The sequence below is a fragment of the Ideonella aquatica genome, from assembly GCF_018069755.1.
GTDB lineage: Bacteria > Pseudomonadota > Gammaproteobacteria > Burkholderiales > Burkholderiaceae_C > Ideonella > Ideonella aquatica.
Map to the genome: position 1 here is coordinate 16,450 of NZ_JAGQDE010000034.1, position 20,463 is coordinate 36,912.

The window sequence follows — 20,463 nt, forward strand, 5'->3', positions numbered from 1 at the left end:
AGTTTGACCACTGTCGACCAATAACGCGCCTACTCCGCGAATACAGTCTGAATACACCTTGAATACGTGTTGGACATAGATTGCGCTGATTTACTTGGTTGCCTTGCTTTGGCGACTCCTGCGACGTTTATTTCTTGGGCTGGAGTCACCATAATGACCGCCTGCTTCATAACTCAGGGATCGTGATGGTCTACTACCTCTTGGCCGCAGTTGCGGTCTTATTGACCACCAGCATGGTTTGGCTCAGATACCTCCGGAGAATCTCCGGTGGTGGACTCGGCCAGGCCTTGTCACCCACCTTGGCGGGGGTGGGCTTGCACCACGTGATGTTGTCGCTTGGCGCCTTGTTTGCGGTGCGGCAGCTCTACCTGGCGACGCTGGGCCTGTCTGATTCGCCCGCTGCGCTGCCCGGTGCTCTGGCGCTGTTCGCAGGCCTGGCAGTGCTGTGCATGAAGTCGACGGCCGCATTGCCTGCCAAGTCGGCACTGGCCGCTGAAAGGACCTGACCATGGCCGACTTCCACTTCTACACCGACACCTTCTCGCGCGTCTCCACGGTGCTGGACACCTACGTCAGCGAAACGGCTGCGTCGGCCATGGCCTCGTTCTCTGGCGTGGTCTACAGCATGCTGATGGTCTACATGATGCTGTGGGGCTGGTCGACGCTGCGCGGCATGATCAATGAGCCCATCACCGATGGCGTGACCCGAGTCGTGCGCTTGTCGGTCATCGCTGGCCTGGCGCTGAACATGGGCATCTACAACGCCTACATCAAGGACTTCCTCTGGAACAGCCCCGAGGCCCTGGCTGCCGTGGTCGCCGGAGGCTTCGCGGATGGCACCAGCAACGTGAACTTCCTGGACGTGCTGTTCGGCAAGATCTATGAGTTTGGCGCCGGCTACATCGAGAAGGCCAATGCCAGCGCTGGCCTCGTGCCGGACGTCGGGTTGCTGGCGGCTGGCTGGTCCGTGTGGATTGTGGGCGTGGTGGCCACGCTGTACGGCGCGTTCCTGCTGCTGCTGTCCAAGACCTTCCTGGCGCTGCTGTTGGCCGTGGGCCCGCTGTTCGTGATCGGTCTGCTGTTTGAGGGCACCAAGCGCTTCTTCGAGTCCTGGCTGGGGCAGGTCCTGAACTTCGTGTTCATGGTCATGCTCACGGCCGGCGTCATCAAGATGCTGTTCGTGATCATCAGCAGCTACCTGGACCTGGTGTTCACCGGCTACGGCGATGCCGGCGGCGCCGACCCAGGCTTTGAAGGCATCTTCCCGCTCCTGGCGCTGTGTGGCGTGAGCGTGCTGGTGTTGATGCAGGTGCCTTCTGTGGCGTCGGCCCTGGGCGGCGGCGTTGCGGTTTCCACGCTCAATGCGGCTGCATGGGCCTACGGCAAGGCTGGTGGCGCGGTGTCCTCCATGCGGCCGACCAACGTACGCAGGGCCATGCTGCATGCCCGCTCCGATGTCCGCATCGCGCGCAACGCCGCCCGGGCAGTAGGCGCTGCGCCCCTGGCGGTCTATCGCCGCGTCACGGGTGGCACCGGCAACCGGCTGAAGCGCGCCGCCTGACTGGCCAAGATTTTCGCGCCCGCGAAAAAGCGCTGGGCGACCTGAGCAACCGCAACCCCAAGGAGCCTCCATTCATGGCCCGACTCTTTCGAACCCTGTTCCTGACGCTGTGCGTGCTCGCCACGCCCCCCTCCAAAGCCGGTATTCCTGTGATTGACAACGCGAACCTGCAGAACTCGATGCAACAGGTGATCGCCTGGGGCTCGCAGTACGCCCAGATGGCCCAGCAGTACCAGCAGCTGGTGCAGCAATACAACCAGGCCGTCAGCACCTTCAACAGCCTGAACGGCGTGCGCGGCATGGCCGACCTGGTGAACACGCCAGCCCTGCGGCGCTACCTGCCCAACGAGTGGAGCGAGGCAATGAACCTGCTGCAAAGCCCGGGCGGCTACACCAACCTTCAGGGCTCCATCAACGCCCTGAGGGCGGCCAACCGCATCGCCGGCATCGAGGACACCACCCTCAACCCCAACAGTGCCGCAGGCCGAGCGATGGTGGGCGCACAGAACCAGACCGCCCTTAATCGCGCCTTGGGCGAGGAGGGCTACAAGCAGGCCAGCGAGCGCATCGCCGCCATCCAAACCCTGATCGACAAGGTGAACGGCGCGCCCGAGCAGAAAGATGTGCTCGACCTGCAGGCCCGCATCCAGTCGGAGCAGGCCATGGTGCAGAACGAAAGCGTGAAGCTGGCCTTGATGGCTCAGCTGCAGCAGGCCCAGCGCGACATCCAGGCGCAGCAGGCGCGGGAGGTGTCGATCAAGGCCCTGCGGGGCTCGCCGCCGCCGAGGTTCTGATGTTATCGGGCGGGTGCGAGCGCTGCCACGCTGACGTGAAGCCGGGCCTCGCGCCCGGCTTTGTCATCTCGGTCAAACAAAGCCTAGAGATCGCTCGCCGCTGGGCATCACCCGGGGGCACCTGCAGAGCCCCCGAGCGAGCCCGCCAGCGTACTCAATGCAGCAGCGTCAAGGGTCCGCTGCGCCGCGATCCTCACCCGGTCCTGGCCTTCGGCCAGGCTGCGGCTTGCGACCGCGCCCTTGACTCGGCGCCCGAACCGTAGGGCGGCATATCGGCGGCTCGAACCGGAAGGGTCCCACAACGCCATGAATGCCCTGGCTTAGGGAATCTAACCTCAAAATCTATTGTATCCAAATAAACTGCGCGCAAATTACTGTCGGTTACCTCTATTGCTGCTGCACGATACGCTCTTTTCGCAAATAGATTGAAATAAATCGATGGCCTTTTGGATGTCGTCCCATTCAGTGTACCTGCCGGGTGAGTCGGGACGAGCTGTCAGTGCTTTCAAAATGGCGTCGCGCGACGACTCAGATAATCTCCAAGCGAGTTGTGGATTGGGGAAGGTGCGTGAGCCGTATCCTACGCTCGGTCTATCAATAATTAGACTATCACTACCCGACTTCGGGCTATTGGAATCGCGCAATAAACGGCCCAGGCGCACATCCACCCAGCTACCTATGGAATTATCTTTAATTCCGTCATCGATACGCATTTCTTGTAGGTAGTCCTTCATCTGACGCTCCGCGGTCAATCCCCGTGCCTCACGAGCACTCAGCACTGCATCGATCGGTACTAGCGACTCTGTCTTCATGAGAGAGTTATCTATAAGGCTGTCAATAGGTGTGGTTTCGCCCATCATGGCTCGCAATTCGCGAGTGTCATAAGAACGGGCAGCCGGCCAAATTGACCCGAATCGGCGCTCTCCACTTGGCTGTATATCCGAACTCTCTCCGTCATTTGCGATCGATGGGTATGGCGAATTGGTTGCGGCTTGATATAATAGATACTCACGGTCAAGCGGATCATTTCCCAAGTCAAGCGGGTCGTTTACAAGAGATAGACCAAGTATGTGAAGCTTAATTCTATTGGATAATCTACCAGAGGCTCGTAGTCGTCTCCAGCTGTCGCGAATGGCCTTTATCGTTTCAAGCGCAGTGGTTGCTCCAAAATTCTCGACGTATCCGCCATCAACAACTTGGCCCCAAATTACACTTGGAACACTTGGCCAGTCGTGATCCTCATCTCCCCATCCGTGCCACTCCCACTGCCTCGCGAAATATGCCTCCCAAGCCCACTTGTCCGGAGAGCTGACGATTGTGGCTGCTGGACTGAGAAAGGTGAATCGAGCACTGAGATGTATAGCGGTGGCCAATGGCATATCACGAATTCCATGTAATGAGCATCGACTTCTTGCGATGTAAGCGTCAGGATGCCATGCATTTGATAGCGCAGTGCCGCTAACCAGGAACCGCTTGCCGGAGTTGATTTCAGTCGCGTTGAATATGATTAACGGCGGCTCGATATTGCCCAGATCAGTCAATCTCCCAAGTCCTTCTGTAGAGGACTGTATTCCTTCGCTCGCAAAGGACGCAATGGCAGCGCTCCAGGCTAGATTCCAACTTTCTTCCAATATCTGGTCACGAGTGGCCCCAGGTATCTTTGCTGGGAAAAGAAGCTGCGCTGCATCGTGCAACAGCATGCCGCCGATAACTGGTCCAAAAAAGTCATGGCTATAAAATCGGTTCAAGAGTTCGAGGCTGGCCATTTCTCTGCCGGGGCCGAAGATTGCTCGCGCTTTCGCCCAGGTCGCAATACCCAGGCTGGCACCCGATACTGTACTTGCCGCAAAAATGTAGTCGCCGAATTTTCCATTAGTTCTGCGATCGAGCTGATTAAGGGACTTTGCGGTGAATTCAGCAGCCCGTATCCCACCGCCTGAGCTAGTTGCGATGATTAGAGGAATCGTTTCTTCTGCGGTTGACTCGCCTTGTTTAATAGTTCTTGCATTAATCCAGTTCAATAGTCGCAGATCTAGTTCATTGGTGGTTTCAAGGCGTTCAGTTCTAAAGCATTGACTAAGTGATTTGCTGTTTTCCGAGAAGAGTGACTTGGGATCTGGTTGGCTTGCCAGTGATGGTATTTTATGGTTGTCTACCGAGTGTCCAAATATGAGTACTAGAAGAAATGGTGCGGCAGCTAACGAAGGGGCGCCCAATCGCTGTGGCAAAACCACAAAAAATAATGACATCATCGTCGCCCAGAAGGTGCAGATAGATGCAATCACTCCGACCGAGCCGATTTCTTGTGCTGCAATAACTGGACTATAAAGGAGCGATGAAATGGCAACTAAGGAGATCGATAGTGTGAATAGTGTTGATCTCTTTGTTATACACGATATGCCGTGTTCTGACTGTTGTTGAAGGAATCTATTTATTAGCCATCTCGCTGAGGATCTGTGGCGAAATAGGAGTAAGGCTGAGGCTAGAAATGGAATTATTCGTAGCCATATGTCGGGCGATAAGTGGTGCGCGTCACTTATCGCTTCATATATCGTGTACGAGTGGTGAACGGCGCTTGAGCTTATGTCTCTTGGGAAGTGTTCGGGTGGGATGAATAGCAGAAGACTAAACGTCGCCAAGAGGATGATAGGGTAAGTTGATAGTATTAGCCAGTGAGGTCTTGCGAGCGATTCTTGTCCTTTCGATATTGTGGATCTTGGTGAGAATTGGTTTTTGCTGATGCTATTTCCTAGTGTGACAAAGGCAATTATGCTCCCCAGGGCAAGGATCGATATTATGCTGCAGCCTCGATAGAATAGTATTGCTTTTAGATCTCTTGTTGGTGCAATGGCATTATGTACATCTTCAAGTTGGTCTGCTAGTATTAACATGAAGAATGGGGCCGCTGCGCAAGTCGCTAGGTAAGCAGGAGCCAGTGTTAGGAGATATTTCGCTTCCTTGTCTTCCGAGCGAATTCTGGAGAAGTTGGATAGTGTGTTCTTTATTGGTTGATTGCTAAGAATTCTGGAGATATTGAAAATTGAGATAGCAAAGATGCTTGCGATTGACAATAGATAGACTTTGGAGTGGCCTTGTAGAATTTCGTTTGGGCCGTTATAGTAGTTTCCCATCCAGTAGTCTTGCAGCAGTTCTTCCCCTTGGCTGGAAATGAACAGTGTTCCATTGAAAATCAGGATTCCTAGTATTGGGTAGATGTTTAGCAGGACGAGGGATGCAAGTAGTTGGATCCGCCATACCATGCCGCCTAGGAGAGAAGTTATATAATTCATTGCCTGCCCGAGAAGCAAGATTTGACTCTAATTTAGGTTTGCGCAAGATTCGGCCTCGAATGGCAGTGCGCTGAACCGATTTGCATTTGATGCGCTCGTTCGCAAATTCGCAGCCTTTGCACGCCTCAGGGCTGCAGAATTGAGGGTGGCCTGGCTCATCTGCCTTGCAGCAGAGGCACTCATTTCATCACTGCGGTGAGTTTCATTCACTAGCCACCTGTTGACTAGCGCAATCAGCGTATGCGGTCGCGACGTTTGCTTGGCCGATGCTCGGATGGGCAACTCTGCATGTCCTAACTGGAGTCTGAAGATTCGGCCCTGAACTTCTATGCGAGCAAGGACGCCTGTTTGGACCTTCTTTTTGTTCGACCTGTCGAGCTTTCGGATTAGTGAGGTCCAGCACCCTGCGAGAGTTCGGGCGTATGGCGCTGTGCCAAGTTACCTTTCCGCTAGCTAGGAGACGCCTGCTTGCTCCTCGGTAGCCGTGTTCTGCAAAGACGACGCGCCTGTTGACGCTGTTCTTAGTGAACCCTGGCGCTGCAATCAGGGGGGCGCCTACGAGCTTCGCGCTCTTGGCGTTGCGCAACTCATTGCCGGTTCGCAGGATCTTTACGGCTGGCTTGTGCTTCCTCAGCGAGTCCCTTAACGACTGGATCGTGGTCGTGTCGGACGGCTGTTCGTCCCAGTCTTCCTGCCTTACGAACTCACGGAGCACCGGCATGTCATGCAGCGCGCCTTCCAGCGCCGTGTCGCTCAGCACGAACCACTGCAGCATGAGGTGGATGCGCAGCCTGGTCTTTGTCGAGAACGGCGGGCTTCGGCGCCTGCGTTGCGGGAGACTCTGCGACACCAGGTCTACAAACTCGGTCCATGGAATGACCTTCTCCATATCGGCCAGGAACTCCCGGCGCCGCGTTTGCTTGACCCTCAGTCCCAAACCCAGGTTGTGCTGCTTCATGGTCCCTATCGTATCAGGGCTTCACGTCGGTGCCAAGTGCGGCTTGGGCCGATTTATGCAGACCTTCCCTTGTAGATTAGGGAGAGATTAGAAATAGATTAGCGATCTTGGCTGGTTGAAAAAGCTGTTTGTAATCAACGGGTTGCAGTCGCCTTGCGGGTAATGTGCACTGACTCTGTCCCCCGCAATTTCAGGTCCAGTCCCCCGGATGTTGAGGGCTCTATCCCCCCTCGGCGGACTCTGTCCCCCGCTGAAGTCGGGTTCTGTCCCCCCGACTTGTCCACAGCCGTTCGCGACATCAACTTGTTGAGTTGCCGCCCGCCGGACCGCGCGCCGGCTCGGGCTGAATTCACCTGCAGAAGGCCGGCCTTGTCGATGGTCCAGCTGAAGGTCAACCCGGCCTCCCGGCTTGTCGCTTGGACTGCTTGCAGTGCCGGGACGAGGCTGTCGTCACGCCAGCCCAGCAGCGCTTTGCGGTGCGCGGCCACTGTGAGTCCACCGCCGCCACATGCGCTACCGCACAGTTTGTGCAGAGTCTGCAGCTTTATCGGAAACGGCTGCTCGTGACTGGCATAGAACCCGTGGACCCATTGGGCAAGCGGATGGCCCCGGAGGGCCTGCCGGATGCGCCAGTCCAGCCAGGTGTAGCTGCTGCTGCCGAACAGAGCCTTCATGGCGGGGCTGATGATCAGCACGTAGTGGCCGGTGCGCTCATCCCGGAAGTAGTCGCCGATCAGGGAGCCGACGTAGACGTGTGGGCCGTTGCGGATCTCCACGGCGGTGGCCTTCAAGCGGATCAACACCTTGCGCAGCCAGTCCCGGTCGCTCTTGCCGATACTGTGGCCATCGGGGCCGCCTCGGCCGATCAGGCGCAGGAAGCCACGCTCGGTGAACCGAACGTGGTCGCCGAGCGGTTGTTCGCGGGCCAGGTGCAGGGCGCCGGCAAAGACATCGAAGTCCGACTGGTCGAGGCGGGCGCCGGTGTAAATGATTTCCACGCCGCCGTAGGACGCGATGGCCTCACGCTCCAGATAGCGGCGTTTGCCGCGTTTGATGGCCCCGAAGAGCGCCGAACGCAGCATGGGGTTGGGCGCGCCGCGTTTGCTGTCGGGCCACAGCGGCAACTGGTTGGGGCGTCCTTCGGCCAGCTCCTGGGCTCGGCGGCGAATGCGCTCCATGGCGCTGCCTGGCTGCGCCAATGGGCGCTCGCCGTGGTGGGGGCTCGCCATGTTCAGGCCCGGCGTGCAGGGGAGGGCGCCGCAGCGGCCGATGCGCGCTGCTTGGCCAACTGCTGGGCCTTGGTGGGGCGGCCACGGCGCGGGGCGGGGGACAGATCCGGTCGCTGCATGGCGGGCGCTGGGGCCTCGCAACGCACGTGCTGGCCAATCCAGGCTTGGACATCCTCGATCCGCCACAGCAGGCGCTTGGTGCCTGGCAGCCGGCAGATCGGCGGCAGGGATTGCGGGTTGCGGGTGGAGTCGCTGCGGATGCTGGCGACCGATTTGTGCAGGTAGGTGGCGAGTTCTTCAACCGTGAGCAGAGCTTGCATGTGCGTGATCAGTCCGGGCCACGTCGACCGGGGTCGGCATGGCACGGATGAGTACGCGGCAGTCCGGCCTTCTCGTCGGGATCTGGCTGGCTCTGCCGAGCTGGCCGGGGAGACGACCGGACGGGGTTGTGCCCCGCATGAACTGCTTTCCCAGGAGCGCTGCGCGTGGTTTCCGGCCTCATCCTGACCGGCGGCGGCACTCTCTCAGGCGATGCCTGTCGGCATCCTTTCTGCTGGCCAGCTACTTCCGCTTTTCGCGGGCCAGGTGCTGAACGGTACGCGGCTTTGGCTGTTCGACCGTGGCGGTGCATGGACACCACGCTCGTTGCTTGCTGTTTTCACCAAAGCGCTTGAACGCCCTCAGCGCAATGAGCCGGATGGTACACGCAGAGTGCGGCAATGTGCGGCACTTGGCCCGGGTGGCGGTTGAGGCGGCTTGCCACAAACTCGCCACAGCGCGAGTGCAAAAACCTGCTTCCAAGAGCAAAACAGCGCGCAACACTGCAAGGCGTAACGCGTTGATTTGACTGGATAAGTTGGTGGAGACGAGGAGGATCGAACTCCCGACCTTCGCATTGCGAACGCGACGCTCTCCCAGCTGAGCTACGTCCCCATGAGCAACGCGCAGTATAGCATTGAGCATCGCCCCGACCGCGCCGGTCGACACGCAGGAGATGCCGCTTGAACGCCTTCGATCCCGTCTGGCTGGACCAGCAGTACAACAACCGGGCCCGCATCCCCGAGCATGCACAGTTGTTCGAGCGCTGGCGGCAGGCCTCGGCGCTGGCTCGGCAGCAGTTGAACTGGCGGAGCGACCTGGCCTACGGCGATGCGCCGACGCAGACGCTGGACGTGTTTCTGGCCGAGCGCCGTGACGCGCCAGTGCTGATCTTCATCCACGGCGGATACTGGCGTTCGCTGGACAAGGCCGACCACAGCTTCGTTGCGCCGGCCTTTGTGGCCGCAGGAGCGCATGTGGTGGTGCCGAACTACAGCCTGTGCCCATCGGTGGGCATTGCTGACATTGCGCTGGAGATGACCCGCGTCGTGGCCTGGACCGTGGCCCATGCGGGCGAGCTGGGCATGGATCCGGCGCGCATCGCGTTGGCTGGCCACTCGGCCGGCGCGCATCTGGCGGCGATGTTGCTGTGCTGCCGCTGGAAGGATGTGGACCCCGCGTTGCCGCCGCAGCCGCTGGCGGGCGCGCTGGGCATCTCGGGCCTGTATGACCTGGAGCCGCTGCGTCACGCCCCGTTCATCCGCGACGACCTGCGCCTGAGCGAGCGCGATGCCTGGCGGCTGAGCCCGGCCTTCTACCCGCGCCCGCGCAAGCCCTTGTACGCAGTGGCCGGCGGTGACGAGTCCGAGGAGTTCATCCGCCACAACCGCCTGATCCGCGATCAGTGGGGTCCCAGCAGCGTGCCCGTCTGCGAGACGCTGGCGCGTCACCACCACCTGGACATCCTGCACAACCTGGCCGATCCGGCTGGGCGCCTGCACGAGCTGGCCTTGCGTCTGCTGGGACTGCGCTGAAGCCTCCGTGCGGGATAACCCCCGCCTGCATAGCGCCGCCCTATGCGTGGCATTGACGGGATGCATTGGCGGCGCCTGAACCCCCTGTGATACCTTGCTTCGGTGCCTGCGGGATCATCAGGCCCGCGGCCGTCGTCAACCACTCACCAGGAGCGAGACATGGGCTTGAAGGGATCAAAGACCGAGCAGAACCTCAAGGACGCCTTCGCGGGCGAGTCGCAGGCCAACCGCCGCTACCTCTACTTCGCGAACAAGGCCGACGTGGAAGGCCAGAACGATGTGGCCGCGCTGTTCCGCTCCACGGCCGAGGGCGAGACCGGCCACGCGCACGGCCACCTCGAGTTCCTGGAGGCCGTGGGTGACCCCGCCACCGGCCTGCCGATCGGCTCGACGCGCCAGAACCTGGCCGCCGCCGTGGCCGGCGAGACCCACGAGTACACCGACATGTACCCGGGCATGGCCAAGACCGCGCGCGACGAAGGCTTTGACGAGATCGCTGACTGGTTCGAGACGCTGGCCAAGGCCGAGCGCTCGCACGCCAACCGCTACCAGAAGGCGCTCGACCAACTGGTCGACTGAGCCGGCGCTGCCGGACCCGCCCTCGCCGACGGCCGCCCAGCCGGCGGCGGGTGGCGTCTGGCCCATCGTTCGTCGCGGTTTTGCGCAGGAGTCGCTCCATGCCCCCACGCGAAGGCAACCTCGAAGCCCCGACGCGTCACCCCGTGCCCTGGCGCGAGGCCTCGTTCTACGATGAGGCCGATTGCCAGCGCGAAATGGCCCGCGTCTTCGACATCTGCCATGGCTGCCGCCGCTGCGTCAGCCTGTGCCAGTCTTTCCCCACGCTGTTCGACCTGGTGGACGCCACCGAGGACGGCGAGCTGCACGGCGTGGACGCCAAGGACTACGCCAAGGTGGTGGACCAGTGCTACCTGTGCGACCTCTGCTACATGACCAAGTGCCCCTATGTGCCGCCGCACGAATGGGGCCTGGACTTTCCGCACCTGATGCTGCGCGCCAAGGCCATCAAGTTCAGGAAGGGCGAGGTCGGTCGCGGCGAGCGCCTGCTGGCCTCCACCGATACCCATGGCCAGTTCGCCGGTATTCCGGTGGTGGTGCAGGTGGTCAATGCGGTCAACCGCACGCAGCCGATGCGTCGCCTGCTGGACAAGACGCTGGGTGTACACCCCCAGGCCTGGCTGCCCGAGCTGGCCAGCCACCGGCTGCGTTGGAGCGCGCCGAAGCAGGGCGTTGCGCAGGTTGTCACCAACGGCCAGCGCACGCCTGGCAAGGTGGCAGTGTTCGCCACCTGCTATGTCAACTACAACGAGCCCGGCATCGGCCATGACCTGCTGAAGGTGCTGGACCACAACGCCATCCCCTGGACCCTGGTCGAGAAGGAGCGCTGCTGCGGCATGCCCAAGCTTGAGCTGGGCGACCTGGAGGCCGTGGCCGAGCACAAGGCTGCCAACATTCCCGTGCTGGCGCGCTATGCGCGCGAGGGCTGGGCCATCGTCAGTGCCATCCCCAGCTGCACGCTGATGTTCAAGCAGGAACTGCCGCTGCTGTTCCCTGAAGACGAGGACGTGCAGGCCGTCAAGGCGGCGATGTTCGACCCTTTCGAATACCTGGTGGCGCGGCACAAGGACGGCCTGCTGAAGACCGACTTCTCGCGCCCGCTGGGCAAGGTCAGCTACCACATCCCCTGCCACGGCCGGGTGCAGAACATCGGCCGCAAGACAGAGGAGATGTTCAAGCTGATCGGCCAGACCGTGCAGGTGCAACTCAACACGGTCGAGCGCTGCTCGGGCCATGCCGGCACCTACGGCGTCAAGACCCCTTACCACCCGGTGGCGATGAAGATCGGCAAGCCGGTCTTCAAGGCCATGGCCAAGGACGAGCCCGATGTCATTGCCAGCGATTGCGCGCTGGCCGGGCACCACATCGCCCAGGGCATGAGCCAGGCCGGCACGCCGCCCAAGGCGCTGCAGCACCCGCTGACCCTGCTGCGCATCGCCTACGGACTCTGAACGCTTGCGCCCATGACCATCACCCGCGACACCCTGCTGACCCTGGAAGCCTATGCCCGCCAGCGCAAGGCGCTGCGCGCCGAGGCCATTGCCCATCGCCGCCTGCGCAGCATCGGCCTGGGCGAGCACATGACGCTGCAGTTCGAGGACGAGCACACCATCCGCCGCCAGATCCAGGAGATGCTGCACATCGAGAAGATCTTTGAGGACGAGGGCATCCAGGCCGAGATCGACGCCTATGCGCCGCTGGTGCCCGATGGCCACAACTGGAAGGCCACGGTGCTGCTGGAGTACCCCGACGTGCACGAGCGTCGGCGAGAGCTGGCGCGGCTGATCGGCGTCGAGGACCGGTTGTTTGTTGAGGTGGAAGGCCACGCCCGCGTCTACGCCATAGCCGATGAGGACCTCGACCGTGAAACCGCCGACAAGACCTCGTCGGTGCACTTCGTGCGTTTCGAGCTGCCCGCGGCGGCACGGCAGGCGGTGCGGGCCGGCGCCCAGGTGCGCGTGGGTTGTGACCACACGAACTACCCGGCCCACCTGTCGATCCCGGCCGAGACGCTGGCCAGTCTGGCGGGTGATCTGCGCGGCTGAAGGCCGCAAACTGGCGCCCCAGGCAGGCGCTGTTCCGCCGGGCAGGCGGTGATCCGGCCTGTTCCAATTGGGGCAGCAAGCAGGCCGGCATGAGCGCACAGACCGATTTCAGCGAGCTGGGCCCGGTGACGCCGCCGGCGCCCGAGGACTCGATCACCGCGGGCGACGACACGCTGGCGCGGCTGCTCGACCGCGTTTCGCGCCAGCCCGACTTCCCGTCGCTGGGCCAGGCGCTGTCGGGCGTGCGCCGCGTGGCGCGCTCCGAAAAGGCCCGCCTTCAACACCTGACCGAAGCGCTGATGCAGGACGTGGGCCTGTCGGCCCGTGTGCTGCGCATGGCCAATTCGGCCCACTACGGCTCGGTGGGCGCTGGCGAGATCGACACGCTCGAGCGCGCCGCCGCGGTGATGGGCTTCGTCGAAGTGGGGCGCCTGGCGCTGACCGCGCGGTTGGTGGATTCGCTGCGCACCTCGGTGCCTGGCCAGGCGCTGCGCGAGCCGTTCCTGCGGGCACTGCTGTCCGGCCAGATGGCCCATGCCCTGGCCCACAGCCAGGCCGAGGACGGCACGCTGATCGCCGTGCTGCGCAACCTGGGCCGTCTGGTGGCGGCGATGCACTTGCCCGAGGAGGCGCTGGCGGTGCAGCAGGCCAGCGCCGATGTCTCGCCCGAGGCCGAGGCGTTGGTGGCCCGTCGCCTGCTGGGCACCGACTACCACCGCCTGGGCCAGGCCGTGGCTGAGCGCTGGGGCTGGCCACCGTCTTTGCGACGGGCGATCGGTCACGGCGAGGATCCACCGCGCCACTACCCGCATTCGCGCACCGAGCAACTGCGCTGCATGGGCTGGCTGGCCAATGAGCTGACCGATGTGCTGCTCTACCTGCCGGATGCGCGCCATGACGAGGCGGTGGCCACCCTGGCCAGCCGCTTTGGCGCGGCCACCGCGCACGATGGCGACAGCCTGGCGGCCGCGCTGCAGCGGGTTCGGCCAGCGGTCGCGCCGCTGTGCGAGCAACTGGGCCTGCCGGCCGCTGCGCTGCCGCGACCGCGAATCACCGCTGCCGCCGCTGCCGCCGCCGTGCCGCTGGTCGCGCCGGCCGTGCTGCCCGAGCCGCTGCCACCTGCGCCACCGCCCCCGGCCGCGCCCGACCCGCTGCCCCGCCGCGTGCTGCTGGGCCTGCTGCGCCTGACTGGCGCGCAGCGCGCGGTGCTGTGCTGGCGCCGTGGCCGCGCGGGTGAGCTGGTCGGCGAGCAGGGCCTGGCCGAGGGCATCGATCCCGGCCACAGCCACTTCCTGGTGCCGCCTGACGACGACCAGGACCTGTTTTCGCTGCTGTGCCGACGCGGCGCCGACACCTGCATTGACGACACCGCCGACCCGGCGATCGCGCGCTATCTGCCGCACTGGTGGCGCAGCCGCATCGGCGCGCGCAGCCTGCTGCTGCTGCCGATGCGCCACGAAGGTCAGGTGCTGGGCCTGCTCTATGCCGACGCGCCGCGTGCGGCCAGCCTGCGGCCCGACGAGGCCACGCTGGCGCGGCTGCGCGCCTGGCGTGACGAGTTGCTGCAGGAGCGGCTGGGCTATCGTTCGGCCCCATGACGATTCTGCTGGCCCCGATGGAGGGGCTGCTCGACCACGACCTGCGCGAGGTGCTGACCCGGGTGCCCGGTATCGACCGCTGCGTCAGCGAGTTCATCCGCGTGACCGACCAGGTGCTGCCGGCCCGCGTGTTTCTGCGCATCTGCCCCGAACTGGGTCGCGGCGGGCGCACCCGCTCGGGCGTGCCGGTGCGCCCGCAATTGCTGGGCTCCGACCCGGCCTGCCTGGCCGACAACGCCGCCGTGCTGGCCACGCTGCAGCCGCCGGGGATCGATCTGAACTTCGGCTGCCCGGCCAAGGTGGTCAATCGCCACGGCGGCGGCGCCATGCTGCTGGATGACCCCGAGGGCCTGACCCGCATCGTGGCGGCGGTGCGCCGCGCCGTGCCGCCCGAGATCCCGGTCTCGGCCAAGATGCGCCTGGGCACCGACGACGACCGCCGTGCGGTGGAATGTGCGCAGGCGCTGGCCGATGGCGGTGCCGCCGAGATCGTCGTGCATGCCCGCACCCGCGCCCAGGGCTACCGGCCGCCGGCGCACTGGGCGCGCATCGCCGACCTGCGCGCTGCGGTGGCCGTGCCGCTGGTGGCCAATGGCGAGATCTGGAGCGTCGAGGACGCGCAGGCCGCCCGGGCCGCGTCAGGCTGCCATGCGCTGATGATCGGCCGCGGCCTGGTGGCCGACCCGTCGCTGGCGCTGCGCCTGGCGCAGGGCTCGGACGCGCTGCTGGACGAGGCCACGCTGGGCGACATGCTGCACCATTACTGGGCGCAGATCTCGCAGCGGGTGGAGCCGCGCCACCGCGCAGGGCGTGTCAAGCAGTGGCTGAACTTTCTGCGTCGGCGCTATCCGCGTGCCGAGCAGGCCTACCAGGCGCTGCGGGCGCACAACGACAGCCGCCACTTCGGCCTGGCGCTGGCGCAGTGGTTTCCGCTCACCGGTGGTCACGAAGCGGCCGTCGCCCCCCGATAGAATCGCGGCTTTCCTCCCTGCGGTGCCCCGGTGGCACCGGCTGACGATTCATGGCCGTTTCCTCCCGGGCCGGCGCCGCGGCGGCGCTTGAGCTCAAGAGCGCCACGCTGGACCTGCTGGCGCTGCAGCTGAAGACCCTTGACCTGAACGAACTCGACGCGGCGCTGTCGGCGCTGGTGGGCGATGGCCCCGCCGCCTTCGACAACGAGCCGGCCTGCCTGGACCTCTCGGCGCTGTCCCCGGACGCCGAGGCCCCCGACTTACATGCGCTGACGCAGCGCCTGGCGCAGCACGGCCTGCGCCTGGTGGCGGTGCGTGGCGGCCAGGTCGCCTTCACGGAGGCGGCGCGCGCGGCCGGCCTGTTCGAGGCGGCGCCCGCCGCCGCCCCGCGCGCAATGGCTCCGGCACCGGCGCCTGCGGCCGAGCCGGTGGCCCCGGCGCCGGTCGCGGTGGCGCAGCCGGTGCCGGCGCTGATCATCGACAAGCCGCTGCGTTCCGGCCAGCAGGTCTATGCCCGCGGCGGTGACCTGATCGTGCTGGCGGTGGTCAGCTTTGGCGCCGAAGTCATTGCCGACGGCAGCATCCACGTCTATGCGCCGCTGCGCGGCCGCGCCATTGCCGGCGCGCGTGGCGACACCAGCGCGCGCATCTTCGCCGCGCAAATGGAGCCGCAACTGGCCTCGGTGGCCGGCATCTGGCGCAATTTCGATGCCGACCTGCCGCCCGAGGTGGCCGGCAAACCCGCCCAGGTGCGCCTGGACGGCGAGTCGCTGCGCATCGAGCCGCTGAAGTTCTGATTCATTTCCAACGCATCTCCTGAAAGGACGAAGAGCGATGACCAAGATCGTCGTGGTGACCTCCGGCAAGGGTGGGGTCGGCAAGACCACCACCAGCGCCAGCTTCGCCTCCGGCCTCGCCCTGCGCGGCCACAAGACCGCCGTGATCGACTTCGACGTCGGCCTGCGCAACCTCGACCTGATCATGGGCTGCGAACGCCGCGTGGTCTACGACCTGATCAACGTGATCCACGGCGAGGCCAACCTGAACCAGGCGCTGATCAAGGACAAGCAGTGCGACCAGCTGTTCGTGCTGGCTGCCTCGCAGACGCGCGACAAGGACGCGCTGACGGTGGAGGGCGTCGAGAAGGTGCTGAACGACCTCGCGGCGATGGGCTTCGAGTACATCGTCTGCGACTCGCCGGCCGGCATCGAGACCGGCGCACTGATGGCCATGCACTTTGCCGACGAGGCGCTGGTGGTGACCAACCCCGAGGTCTCCTCGGTGCGCGACTCTGACCGCATCCTGGGCATCCTGGCCAGCAAGACGCGCCGCGCCATCGAGGGCCGCGAGCCGGTCAAGGAACACCTGCTGATCACGCGCTACAACCCCAACCGCGTGGACACCGGCCAGATGCTGTCGATCGACGACATCCGCGAGATCCTGCGCATCGAGCTGATCGGCGTGATCCCCGAGAGCGAGAATGTGCTGGACGCATCCAACCAGGGCCTGCCGGCGATCCACCTCAAGGGCACCGAGGTGGCCGAGGCCTATGGCGATGTGGTGGGCCGCTTCCTGGGTGAAACGCACCCGATGCGCTTCACCGAGGCGGCCAAGCCGGGCTTCTTCAAGCGCATCTTTGGCGGGAGGTGAGCACCATGTCCTTCCTCTCCTTCCTGCTGGGCGAGAAGAAGTCCACGGCCAATGTGGCCAAGGAGCGCCTGCAGATCATCCTGGCGCACGAGCGAAGCGGCCGCAACCCGGGCCAACCGGATTACCTGCCGCAGCTCCAGCGTGAGCTGGTGGCGGTGATCTCGAAGTACGTGAAGATCAACCCGGACGACATCAAGGTCCAGCTGGAGCGCCAGGACAACCTGGAGGTGCTCGAGGTCAAGATCGAACTGCCCGAGCAAGGCCGGCAGCCGGCCTGAGTGGCAGGATGCGGTCTCAGGCCGCGTCCAGCACCGCGCGCAACTCGTCTTCCCAGATGGCGAGTTCGTCCTCGTCGATGGCCAGCCAGTGCAGCGCGGCGCCGTGGTGGCCCGACCAGTCGGCGTCCGGGTCCAGGCCCTCATGGCGGCGCATCAGGTGCTCGGCCACCAGGCCGGCGGCCACCAGGGTGTGGACCTCGGGCTCGGTGTCTTCCGAGCCCAGCATGTCCAGGTCGTGGTGGCGCCGGATGGCGGCCATCACCTCGGGTGCCAGGCGCCAGACCCGGGCCACCAGCGCACCGACCACGGCATGGTCGGTGCGGTGGTTGGCGTTCTCGGTCGCCACATAGGAACGGTCGATGCGCGCACCGGCCTCGACGATTGTCGAGCCGTAGCCCTTGACGCTTTGCAGCATCACCGGTGTGCCGACATGGCAGAACAGGCCGTAGGTGTGCGCCAGATCGGCCGACATGCCCGGCAGGCGGCGGGCGATGAAACCCATGGCGTTGGCCCGCTTGGCGGCGCGCTCCCAGAAGCGCTTGAGATGCGGCGACTGCAGCGGCAAGCTGCGCTGCAGCAGGAAGGCGGCCATCTCGGCAGCGGTGCGCTCCAGGCCCAGGCGGTTCATCGCCTGGCCGATCGTCTGCACCGGCTGGCCGGTCAGGTAGGCGGGAGAGTTGGCAACGCGGATCAGTGCCGCCGACATCGCCACGTCGCTGCCAACGATGCGGGCCACCTCGGTCAGGTCAGGATCGACCTGCGCCATCGCGTCGCGCAGACGCTGCAGCAGCGCCGGGCAGGGCGGAATGATGATGGTCCGGAGCGGGCCCGTGTCACGCGCCTGGTCCAGTTCGACCTGGATCTGGCGCATGCCATGGCGCAGGGGAGCGGTGCTGAGGGTATCGGCCGGCATGCCGACAAGATACCCGGCCTGGCCCGGACCGATCCCGGGAAATGCCTGGGAGGGGCCCCGGTAATCAGGCGCCCAGCAGCGCGGCGATGCCGGCCTTGGCGATCTGGGCGTCCTCGATCGACTTGACGCCGCTCACGCCCACCGCACCGGCCACCTGACCGTCGACGACGATGGGCACGCCGCCTTCCAGGATGCCGTCCAGGTCCGGCGCGCTGAGGAAGGCCGTGCGGCCGTCGTTGATCATTTTCTCGAGCACCGCGGTCTCCCGCTTGGCGAGCGCGGCGGTGCGGGCCTTGGCCGGGGCCATGCGGGCCGACATCGGCGGTGCGCCGTCGAGGCGGAAGTGACCCAGCAGGTGGCCGCCGTCGTCGCAGACGGCGATGCTCACCGCCCAGCCATTGGCCAGGGCTTCGGCCTTGGCGGCGTTCAGCACGGTGATCACGTCGTCGTGGGTGAGGCAGGGCTTGGTGTTCATGGCATGGCAGGGTGAGGACACAGATGCCCGAGAGTATCGACCGCGGCGGCGCAGGGATTGCCTGTGGCCAGGTCAGGACTGAATCGACCTGGTTTCAGCCCGTCAGCAGCCGGTGCACCAGCTCCGCCGTGGTGCTGGCCCCCACCTTGCGCATCAGCCGCGCGCGGTAGACATCCACCGTGCGCGGGCTGATGCCCAGCTTCTTGCCGATCTGCTTGCTGGTGGCGCCGTCGATCAGCAGCGCGGCGATCTCGCGCTCGCGCGGCGTGAAGTCGACCTTCAGAACGCGCCGTGCCGACAGGTCCTCGAAGCTCCAGATGCCGGCGGCATGCGGGTCGGTGGCCTCCAGCGCGCGGCCGCTGACGTGGCACCAGAAGAGCTCGCCATCCACCCGCTTCATCACCCGGTCGTCGGCATAGCGGCCGTCGCGGTCCAGGCTGGCGACGATGCGCTCGCCGGTGCGCAGGTACTCCTCGGTGCTGGGGTAGAGCAGCTCGAAGGATTGGCCGATCAGTTGCTCGCGCTCGGCGCCGAACATCGCCAGCAGGTGCTGGTTGCAGTCCACCATCTGGCGGTGGCGCGAGATCACCAGGCCCACAGGGGCCAGGTCAAAAGCGGTGCGGTAGTCCAGCGCGATCATGGCTCGGCCTTAAGCAATCTGACGTACTGACTACGTAATGTGTTACGTAGTACCCTTCGCTCCCATCCGAACAAGCCCGGAGGCTTTTCTCATGAACAAGGTGTACCCGAGCGCGGCTGCTGCGCTGGACGGCATCGTCCACGACGGCCAGTTGATGGCGGTGGGCGGCTTCGGCCTGTGCGGCATCCCCGAGGCGCTGATCGACGCGCTGCAGGCCAGTGGCAAGAAGGACCTGACGGTCATCTCCAACAACGCCGGTGTCGACGGTTTCGGCCTGGGCAAGCTGCTGGCCACGCGGCAGATCAAGAAGATGATCTCCAGCTATGTGGGCGAGAACAAGGAGTTCGAGCGCCAGTACCTCAGCGGCGAGCTGGAGCTGGAATTCACGCCCCAGGGCACGCTGGCCGAGAAGCTGCGCGCCGGCGGCGCCGGCATCCCGGCCTTCTTCACCAAGACCGGCGTGGGCACGATCGTCGCCGAGGGCAAGGAAACCCGCGAATTCGATGGCGAGACCTACGTGATGGAGCGCTCGCTGGTGCCCGAGGTCTCGCTGGTCAAGGCCTTCCGCGCCGACAAGAGCGGCAACCTGCAGTTCCGCCGCACCGCGCGCAACTTCAACCCCAACGTGGCGATGGCCGGCCGCATCACCGTGGTCGAGGTCGAGGAGATCGTCGAGACCGGCGCGATCGACCCGGACCAGGTGCACCTGCCCGGCATCTTCGTGCACCGCATCGTGCTGAACACGACGCCGGAAAAGCGCATCGAACAACGCACCGTCCGCAAGGCCTGAAGGAGAACGACATGGCATGGACCCGCGATGAAATGGCCGCCCGCGCCGCCAAGGAACTGGCCGACGGCTTCTACGTGAACCTGGGCATCGGCCTGCCGACCCTGGTGGCCAACCACGTGCCCGAAGGCATGGAGGTCTGGCTGCAGAGCGAGAACGGCCTGCTGGGCATCGGCCCCTTCCCGACCGAAGACCAGGTGGATGCCGACATGATCAATGCCGGCAAGCAGACCGTCACCACGCTGCCGGGCAGCAGCATCTTCAGCAGCGCCGACAGCTTCGGCATGATCCGCGGCGGCAAGATCAACCTGGCCATCCTGGGCGCGATGCAGGTCTCCGAGAAGGGCGACCTGGCCAACTGGATGATCCCGGGCAAGATGGTCAAGGGCATGGGCGGCGCGATGGACCTGGTGGCCGGCGTGAAGAACGTGGTGGTGCTGATGGAGCACGTGGCCACCAAGAAGGACGGCACCACCGACATCAAGATCCTGCCGCACTGCACCCTGCCGCTGACTGGCGTGGGCGTGGTCGACCGCATCATCACCGACCTGTGCGTGCTGGACGTCACCCCGCACGGCCTGAAGATCGTCGAGCTGGCGCCCGGCGTCACGCGCGAGGAAGTGCAGGCCAAGACCGGCGTGCAGGTGCACTGACACCGGGCACGCACCATCGCGGGGCCGTCCCGCGATCAAGGGCTTCCAGCGGGTGGGGTCGGGACGTTATTGATCCGGCATTGAAATGTTGAACTTTTCCGGACGCGTAGAGTCTGACCCTGCATGGACAAGATCGACTCTCGAACGCTGCCGCTGGAGGCCCTCAACGAGCGCAGGCGCCGGGCGGTGAAG

21 protein-coding genes and 1 tRNA gene are annotated in these 20,463 nt (G+C 64.4%); 14 read left to right on the plus strand and 8 right to left on the minus strand.

Features of this window, described 5'->3' with window-relative positions:
* The first annotated feature begins 185 nt into the window (after nt 1–185).
* The 3 genes from KAK06_RS22045 to virB5 all read left to right on the plus strand — a co-directional run bounded on the left by KAK06_RS22045 (nt 186) and on the right by virB5 (nt 2,355).
* Nucleotides 186–506, plus strand: a complete 321-nt coding sequence (locus KAK06_RS22045) for a hypothetical protein (protein WP_210804326.1) — start codon at nt 186–188, stop codon at nt 504–506.
* A 2-nt stretch (nt 507–508) separates the two neighbouring features.
* A complete protein-coding gene (locus tag KAK06_RS22050; RefSeq protein WP_210804327.1) occupies nt 509–1,561 on the plus strand; it encodes a TrbL/VirB6 family protein in 1,053 nt (350 codons plus the stop codon).
* 74 nt (nt 1,562–1,635) lie between these two features.
* Nucleotides 1,636–2,355 carry a P-type DNA transfer protein VirB5 gene (virB5, locus tag KAK06_RS22055; protein ID WP_210804328.1) on the plus strand — a complete coding sequence of 240 codons (720 nt, stop codon included), beginning with the start codon at nt 1,636–1,638 and terminating at the stop codon, nt 2,353–2,355.
* Between the two features lie 371 nt (nt 2,356–2,726).
* On the opposite strand, the gene KAK06_RS22060 is transcribed toward virB5, so the two are convergent.
* From KAK06_RS22060 to KAK06_RS22080, 5 genes are all read right to left on the minus strand, one after another.
* Complete coding sequence (locus KAK06_RS22060) at nt 2,727–4,640, minus strand: hypothetical protein (RefSeq protein WP_210804329.1); 1,914 nt, start codon at nt 4,638–4,640, stop codon at nt 2,727–2,729.
* Between the two features lie 1,207 nt (nt 4,641–5,847).
* The gene (locus KAK06_RS22065; protein ID WP_445663764.1) at nt 5,848–6,603 is read right to left on the minus strand and encodes a transposase; all 756 of its coding nucleotides are present in this window, start codon (nt 6,601–6,603) and stop codon (nt 5,848–5,850) included.
* 134 nt (nt 6,604–6,737) lie between these two features.
* A complete protein-coding gene (gene trfA, locus KAK06_RS22070; RefSeq protein WP_210804330.1) occupies nt 6,738–7,781 on the minus strand; it encodes a plasmid replication initiator TrfA in 1,044 nt (347 codons plus the stop codon).
* A gap of 53 nt (nt 7,782–7,834) precedes the next feature.
* Complete coding sequence (locus KAK06_RS22075) at nt 7,835–8,152, minus strand: DNA-binding protein (RefSeq protein ID WP_210804331.1); 318 nt, start codon at nt 8,150–8,152, stop codon at nt 7,835–7,837.
* Nucleotides 8,153–8,689: 537 nt separating this feature from the next.
* Nucleotides 8,690–8,765 (minus strand) — tRNA-Ala (locus KAK06_RS22080).
* A gap of 68 nt (nt 8,766–8,833) precedes the next feature.
* Between KAK06_RS22080 and KAK06_RS22085 the strand changes: the two genes are divergently transcribed.
* The 9 genes from KAK06_RS22085 to minE all read left to right on the plus strand — a co-directional run bounded on the left by KAK06_RS22085 (nt 8,834) and on the right by minE (nt 16,803).
* The gene (locus KAK06_RS22085) at nt 8,834–9,685 is read left to right on the plus strand and encodes an alpha/beta hydrolase (protein WP_210804332.1); all 852 of its coding nucleotides are present in this window, start codon (nt 8,834–8,836) and stop codon (nt 9,683–9,685) included.
* Between the two features lie 159 nt (nt 9,686–9,844).
* Nucleotides 9,845–10,264: a rubrerythrin family protein gene (locus tag KAK06_RS22090; protein WP_210804333.1), complete on the plus strand. Its 420-nt coding sequence runs from the start codon at nt 9,845–9,847 to the stop codon at nt 10,262–10,264.
* A gap of 98 nt (nt 10,265–10,362) precedes the next feature.
* The gene (locus KAK06_RS22095; protein ID WP_210804334.1) at nt 10,363–11,712 is read left to right on the plus strand and encodes a (Fe-S)-binding protein; all 1,350 of its coding nucleotides are present in this window, start codon (nt 10,363–10,365) and stop codon (nt 11,710–11,712) included.
* Nucleotides 11,713–11,724: 12 nt separating this feature from the next.
* Nucleotides 11,725–12,306: a DUF3501 family protein gene (locus KAK06_RS22100; RefSeq protein ID WP_210804335.1), complete on the plus strand. Its 582-nt coding sequence runs from the start codon at nt 11,725–11,727 to the stop codon at nt 12,304–12,306.
* An 89-nt stretch (nt 12,307–12,395) separates the two neighbouring features.
* Complete coding sequence (locus tag KAK06_RS22105; protein ID WP_210804336.1) at nt 12,396–13,904, plus strand: HDOD domain-containing protein; 1,509 nt, start codon at nt 12,396–12,398, stop codon at nt 13,902–13,904.
* Entirely contained in the window at nt 13,901–14,875 is a 975-nt protein-coding gene (locus tag KAK06_RS22110; RefSeq protein ID WP_247653053.1) for a tRNA dihydrouridine synthase, read from the plus strand. The genes KAK06_RS22105 and KAK06_RS22110 overlap by 4 nt, the downstream gene beginning before the upstream one ends.
* A 50-nt stretch (nt 14,876–14,925) precedes the next feature.
* A complete protein-coding gene (gene minC / locus KAK06_RS22115) occupies nt 14,926–15,672 on the plus strand; it encodes a septum site-determining protein MinC (RefSeq protein WP_210804337.1) in 747 nt (248 codons plus the stop codon).
* Between the two features lie 37 nt (nt 15,673–15,709).
* Entirely contained in the window at nt 15,710–16,525 is an 816-nt protein-coding gene (minD, locus tag KAK06_RS22120; RefSeq protein ID WP_210804338.1) for a septum site-determining protein MinD, read from the plus strand.
* Between the two features lie 5 nt (nt 16,526–16,530).
* Nucleotides 16,531–16,803 carry a cell division topological specificity factor MinE gene (gene minE / locus KAK06_RS22125; protein WP_210804339.1) on the plus strand — a complete coding sequence of 91 codons (273 nt, stop codon included), beginning with the start codon at nt 16,531–16,533 and terminating at the stop codon, nt 16,801–16,803.
* Between the two features lie 16 nt (nt 16,804–16,819).
* Here minE and KAK06_RS22130 read toward each other — a convergent pair whose 3' ends face one another.
* The 3 genes from KAK06_RS22130 to KAK06_RS22140 form a co-directional block, all read right to left on the minus strand.
* Nucleotides 16,820–17,716 (minus strand): HDOD domain-containing protein, encoded by an 897-nt coding sequence (locus KAK06_RS22130; protein WP_210804340.1) that lies wholly within the window; start codon nt 17,714–17,716, stop codon nt 16,820–16,822.
* Nucleotides 17,717–17,780: 64 nt separating this feature from the next.
* The gene (locus KAK06_RS22135) at nt 17,781–18,191 is read right to left on the minus strand and encodes a GlcG/HbpS family heme-binding protein (protein WP_210804341.1); all 411 of its coding nucleotides are present in this window, start codon (nt 18,189–18,191) and stop codon (nt 17,781–17,783) included.
* A gap of 94 nt (nt 18,192–18,285) precedes the next feature.
* Entirely contained in the window at nt 18,286–18,831 is a 546-nt protein-coding gene (locus tag KAK06_RS22140; RefSeq protein ID WP_210804342.1) for a PAS and helix-turn-helix domain-containing protein, read from the minus strand.
* A 91-nt stretch (nt 18,832–18,922) separates the two neighbouring features.
* Here KAK06_RS22140 and KAK06_RS22145 point away from each other — a divergent pair, with 91 nt between their 5' ends.
* Together KAK06_RS22145 and KAK06_RS22150 are read left to right on the plus strand one after the other, a co-directional pair.
* Nucleotides 18,923–19,621, plus strand: a complete 699-nt coding sequence (locus tag KAK06_RS22145; protein ID WP_210804343.1) for a CoA transferase subunit A — start codon at nt 18,923–18,925, stop codon at nt 19,619–19,621.
* Nucleotides 19,622–19,632: 11 nt separating this feature from the next.
* The gene (locus KAK06_RS22150) at nt 19,633–20,271 is read left to right on the plus strand and encodes a CoA transferase subunit B (RefSeq protein WP_210804344.1); all 639 of its coding nucleotides are present in this window, start codon (nt 19,633–19,635) and stop codon (nt 20,269–20,271) included.
* Nucleotides 20,272–20,463 lie beyond the last annotated feature (192 nt).

What these genes read in the sequence shown, in the direction of transcription:
- KAK06_RS22045 (WP_210804326.1), top strand. Translation starts at nt 186, where the DNA reads ATGGTCTACTACCTCTTGGCCGCAGTTGCGGTCTTATTGACCACCAGC.
- KAK06_RS22050 (WP_210804327.1), top strand. Translation starts at nt 509, where the DNA reads ATGGCCGACTTCCACTTCTACACCGACACCTTCTCGCGCGTCTCCACG.
- virB5 (WP_210804328.1), top strand. Translation starts at nt 1,636, where the DNA reads ATGGCCCGACTCTTTCGAACCCTGTTCCTGACGCTGTGCGTGCTCGCC.
- KAK06_RS22065 (WP_445663764.1), bottom strand. Translation starts at nt 6,603, where the DNA reads ATGAAGCAGCACAACCTGGGTTTGGGACTGAGGGTCAAGCAAACGCGG.
- trfA (WP_210804330.1), bottom strand. Translation starts at nt 7,781, where the DNA reads ATGGAGCGCATTCGCCGCCGAGCCCAGGAGCTGGCCGAAGGACGCCCC.
- KAK06_RS22075 (WP_210804331.1), bottom strand. Translation starts at nt 8,152, where the DNA reads ATGCAAGCTCTGCTCACGGTTGAAGAACTCGCCACCTACCTGCACAAA.
- KAK06_RS22090 (WP_210804333.1), top strand. Translation starts at nt 9,845, where the DNA reads ATGGGCTTGAAGGGATCAAAGACCGAGCAGAACCTCAAGGACGCCTTC.
- KAK06_RS22095 (WP_210804334.1), top strand. Translation starts at nt 10,363, where the DNA reads ATGCCCCCACGCGAAGGCAACCTCGAAGCCCCGACGCGTCACCCCGTG.
- KAK06_RS22100 (WP_210804335.1), top strand. Translation starts at nt 11,725, where the DNA reads ATGACCATCACCCGCGACACCCTGCTGACCCTGGAAGCCTATGCCCGC.
- KAK06_RS22105 (WP_210804336.1), top strand. Translation starts at nt 12,396, where the DNA reads ATGAGCGCACAGACCGATTTCAGCGAGCTGGGCCCGGTGACGCCGCCG.
- KAK06_RS22110 (WP_247653053.1), top strand. Translation starts at nt 13,901, where the DNA reads ATGACGATTCTGCTGGCCCCGATGGAGGGGCTGCTCGACCACGACCTG.
- minC (WP_210804337.1), top strand. Translation starts at nt 14,926, where the DNA reads ATGGCCGTTTCCTCCCGGGCCGGCGCCGCGGCGGCGCTTGAGCTCAAG.
- minD (WP_210804338.1), top strand. Translation starts at nt 15,710, where the DNA reads ATGACCAAGATCGTCGTGGTGACCTCCGGCAAGGGTGGGGTCGGCAAG.
- minE (WP_210804339.1), top strand. Translation starts at nt 16,531, where the DNA reads ATGTCCTTCCTCTCCTTCCTGCTGGGCGAGAAGAAGTCCACGGCCAAT.
- KAK06_RS22130 (WP_210804340.1), bottom strand. Translation starts at nt 17,716, where the DNA reads ATGCCGGCCGATACCCTCAGCACCGCTCCCCTGCGCCATGGCATGCGC.
- KAK06_RS22135 (WP_210804341.1), bottom strand. Translation starts at nt 18,191, where the DNA reads ATGAACACCAAGCCCTGCCTCACCCACGACGACGTGATCACCGTGCTG.
- KAK06_RS22140 (WP_210804342.1), bottom strand. Translation starts at nt 18,831, where the DNA reads ATGATCGCGCTGGACTACCGCACCGCTTTTGACCTGGCCCCTGTGGGC.
- KAK06_RS22145 (WP_210804343.1), top strand. Translation starts at nt 18,923, where the DNA reads ATGAACAAGGTGTACCCGAGCGCGGCTGCTGCGCTGGACGGCATCGTC.
- KAK06_RS22150 (WP_210804344.1), top strand. Translation starts at nt 19,633, where the DNA reads ATGGCATGGACCCGCGATGAAATGGCCGCCCGCGCCGCCAAGGAACTG.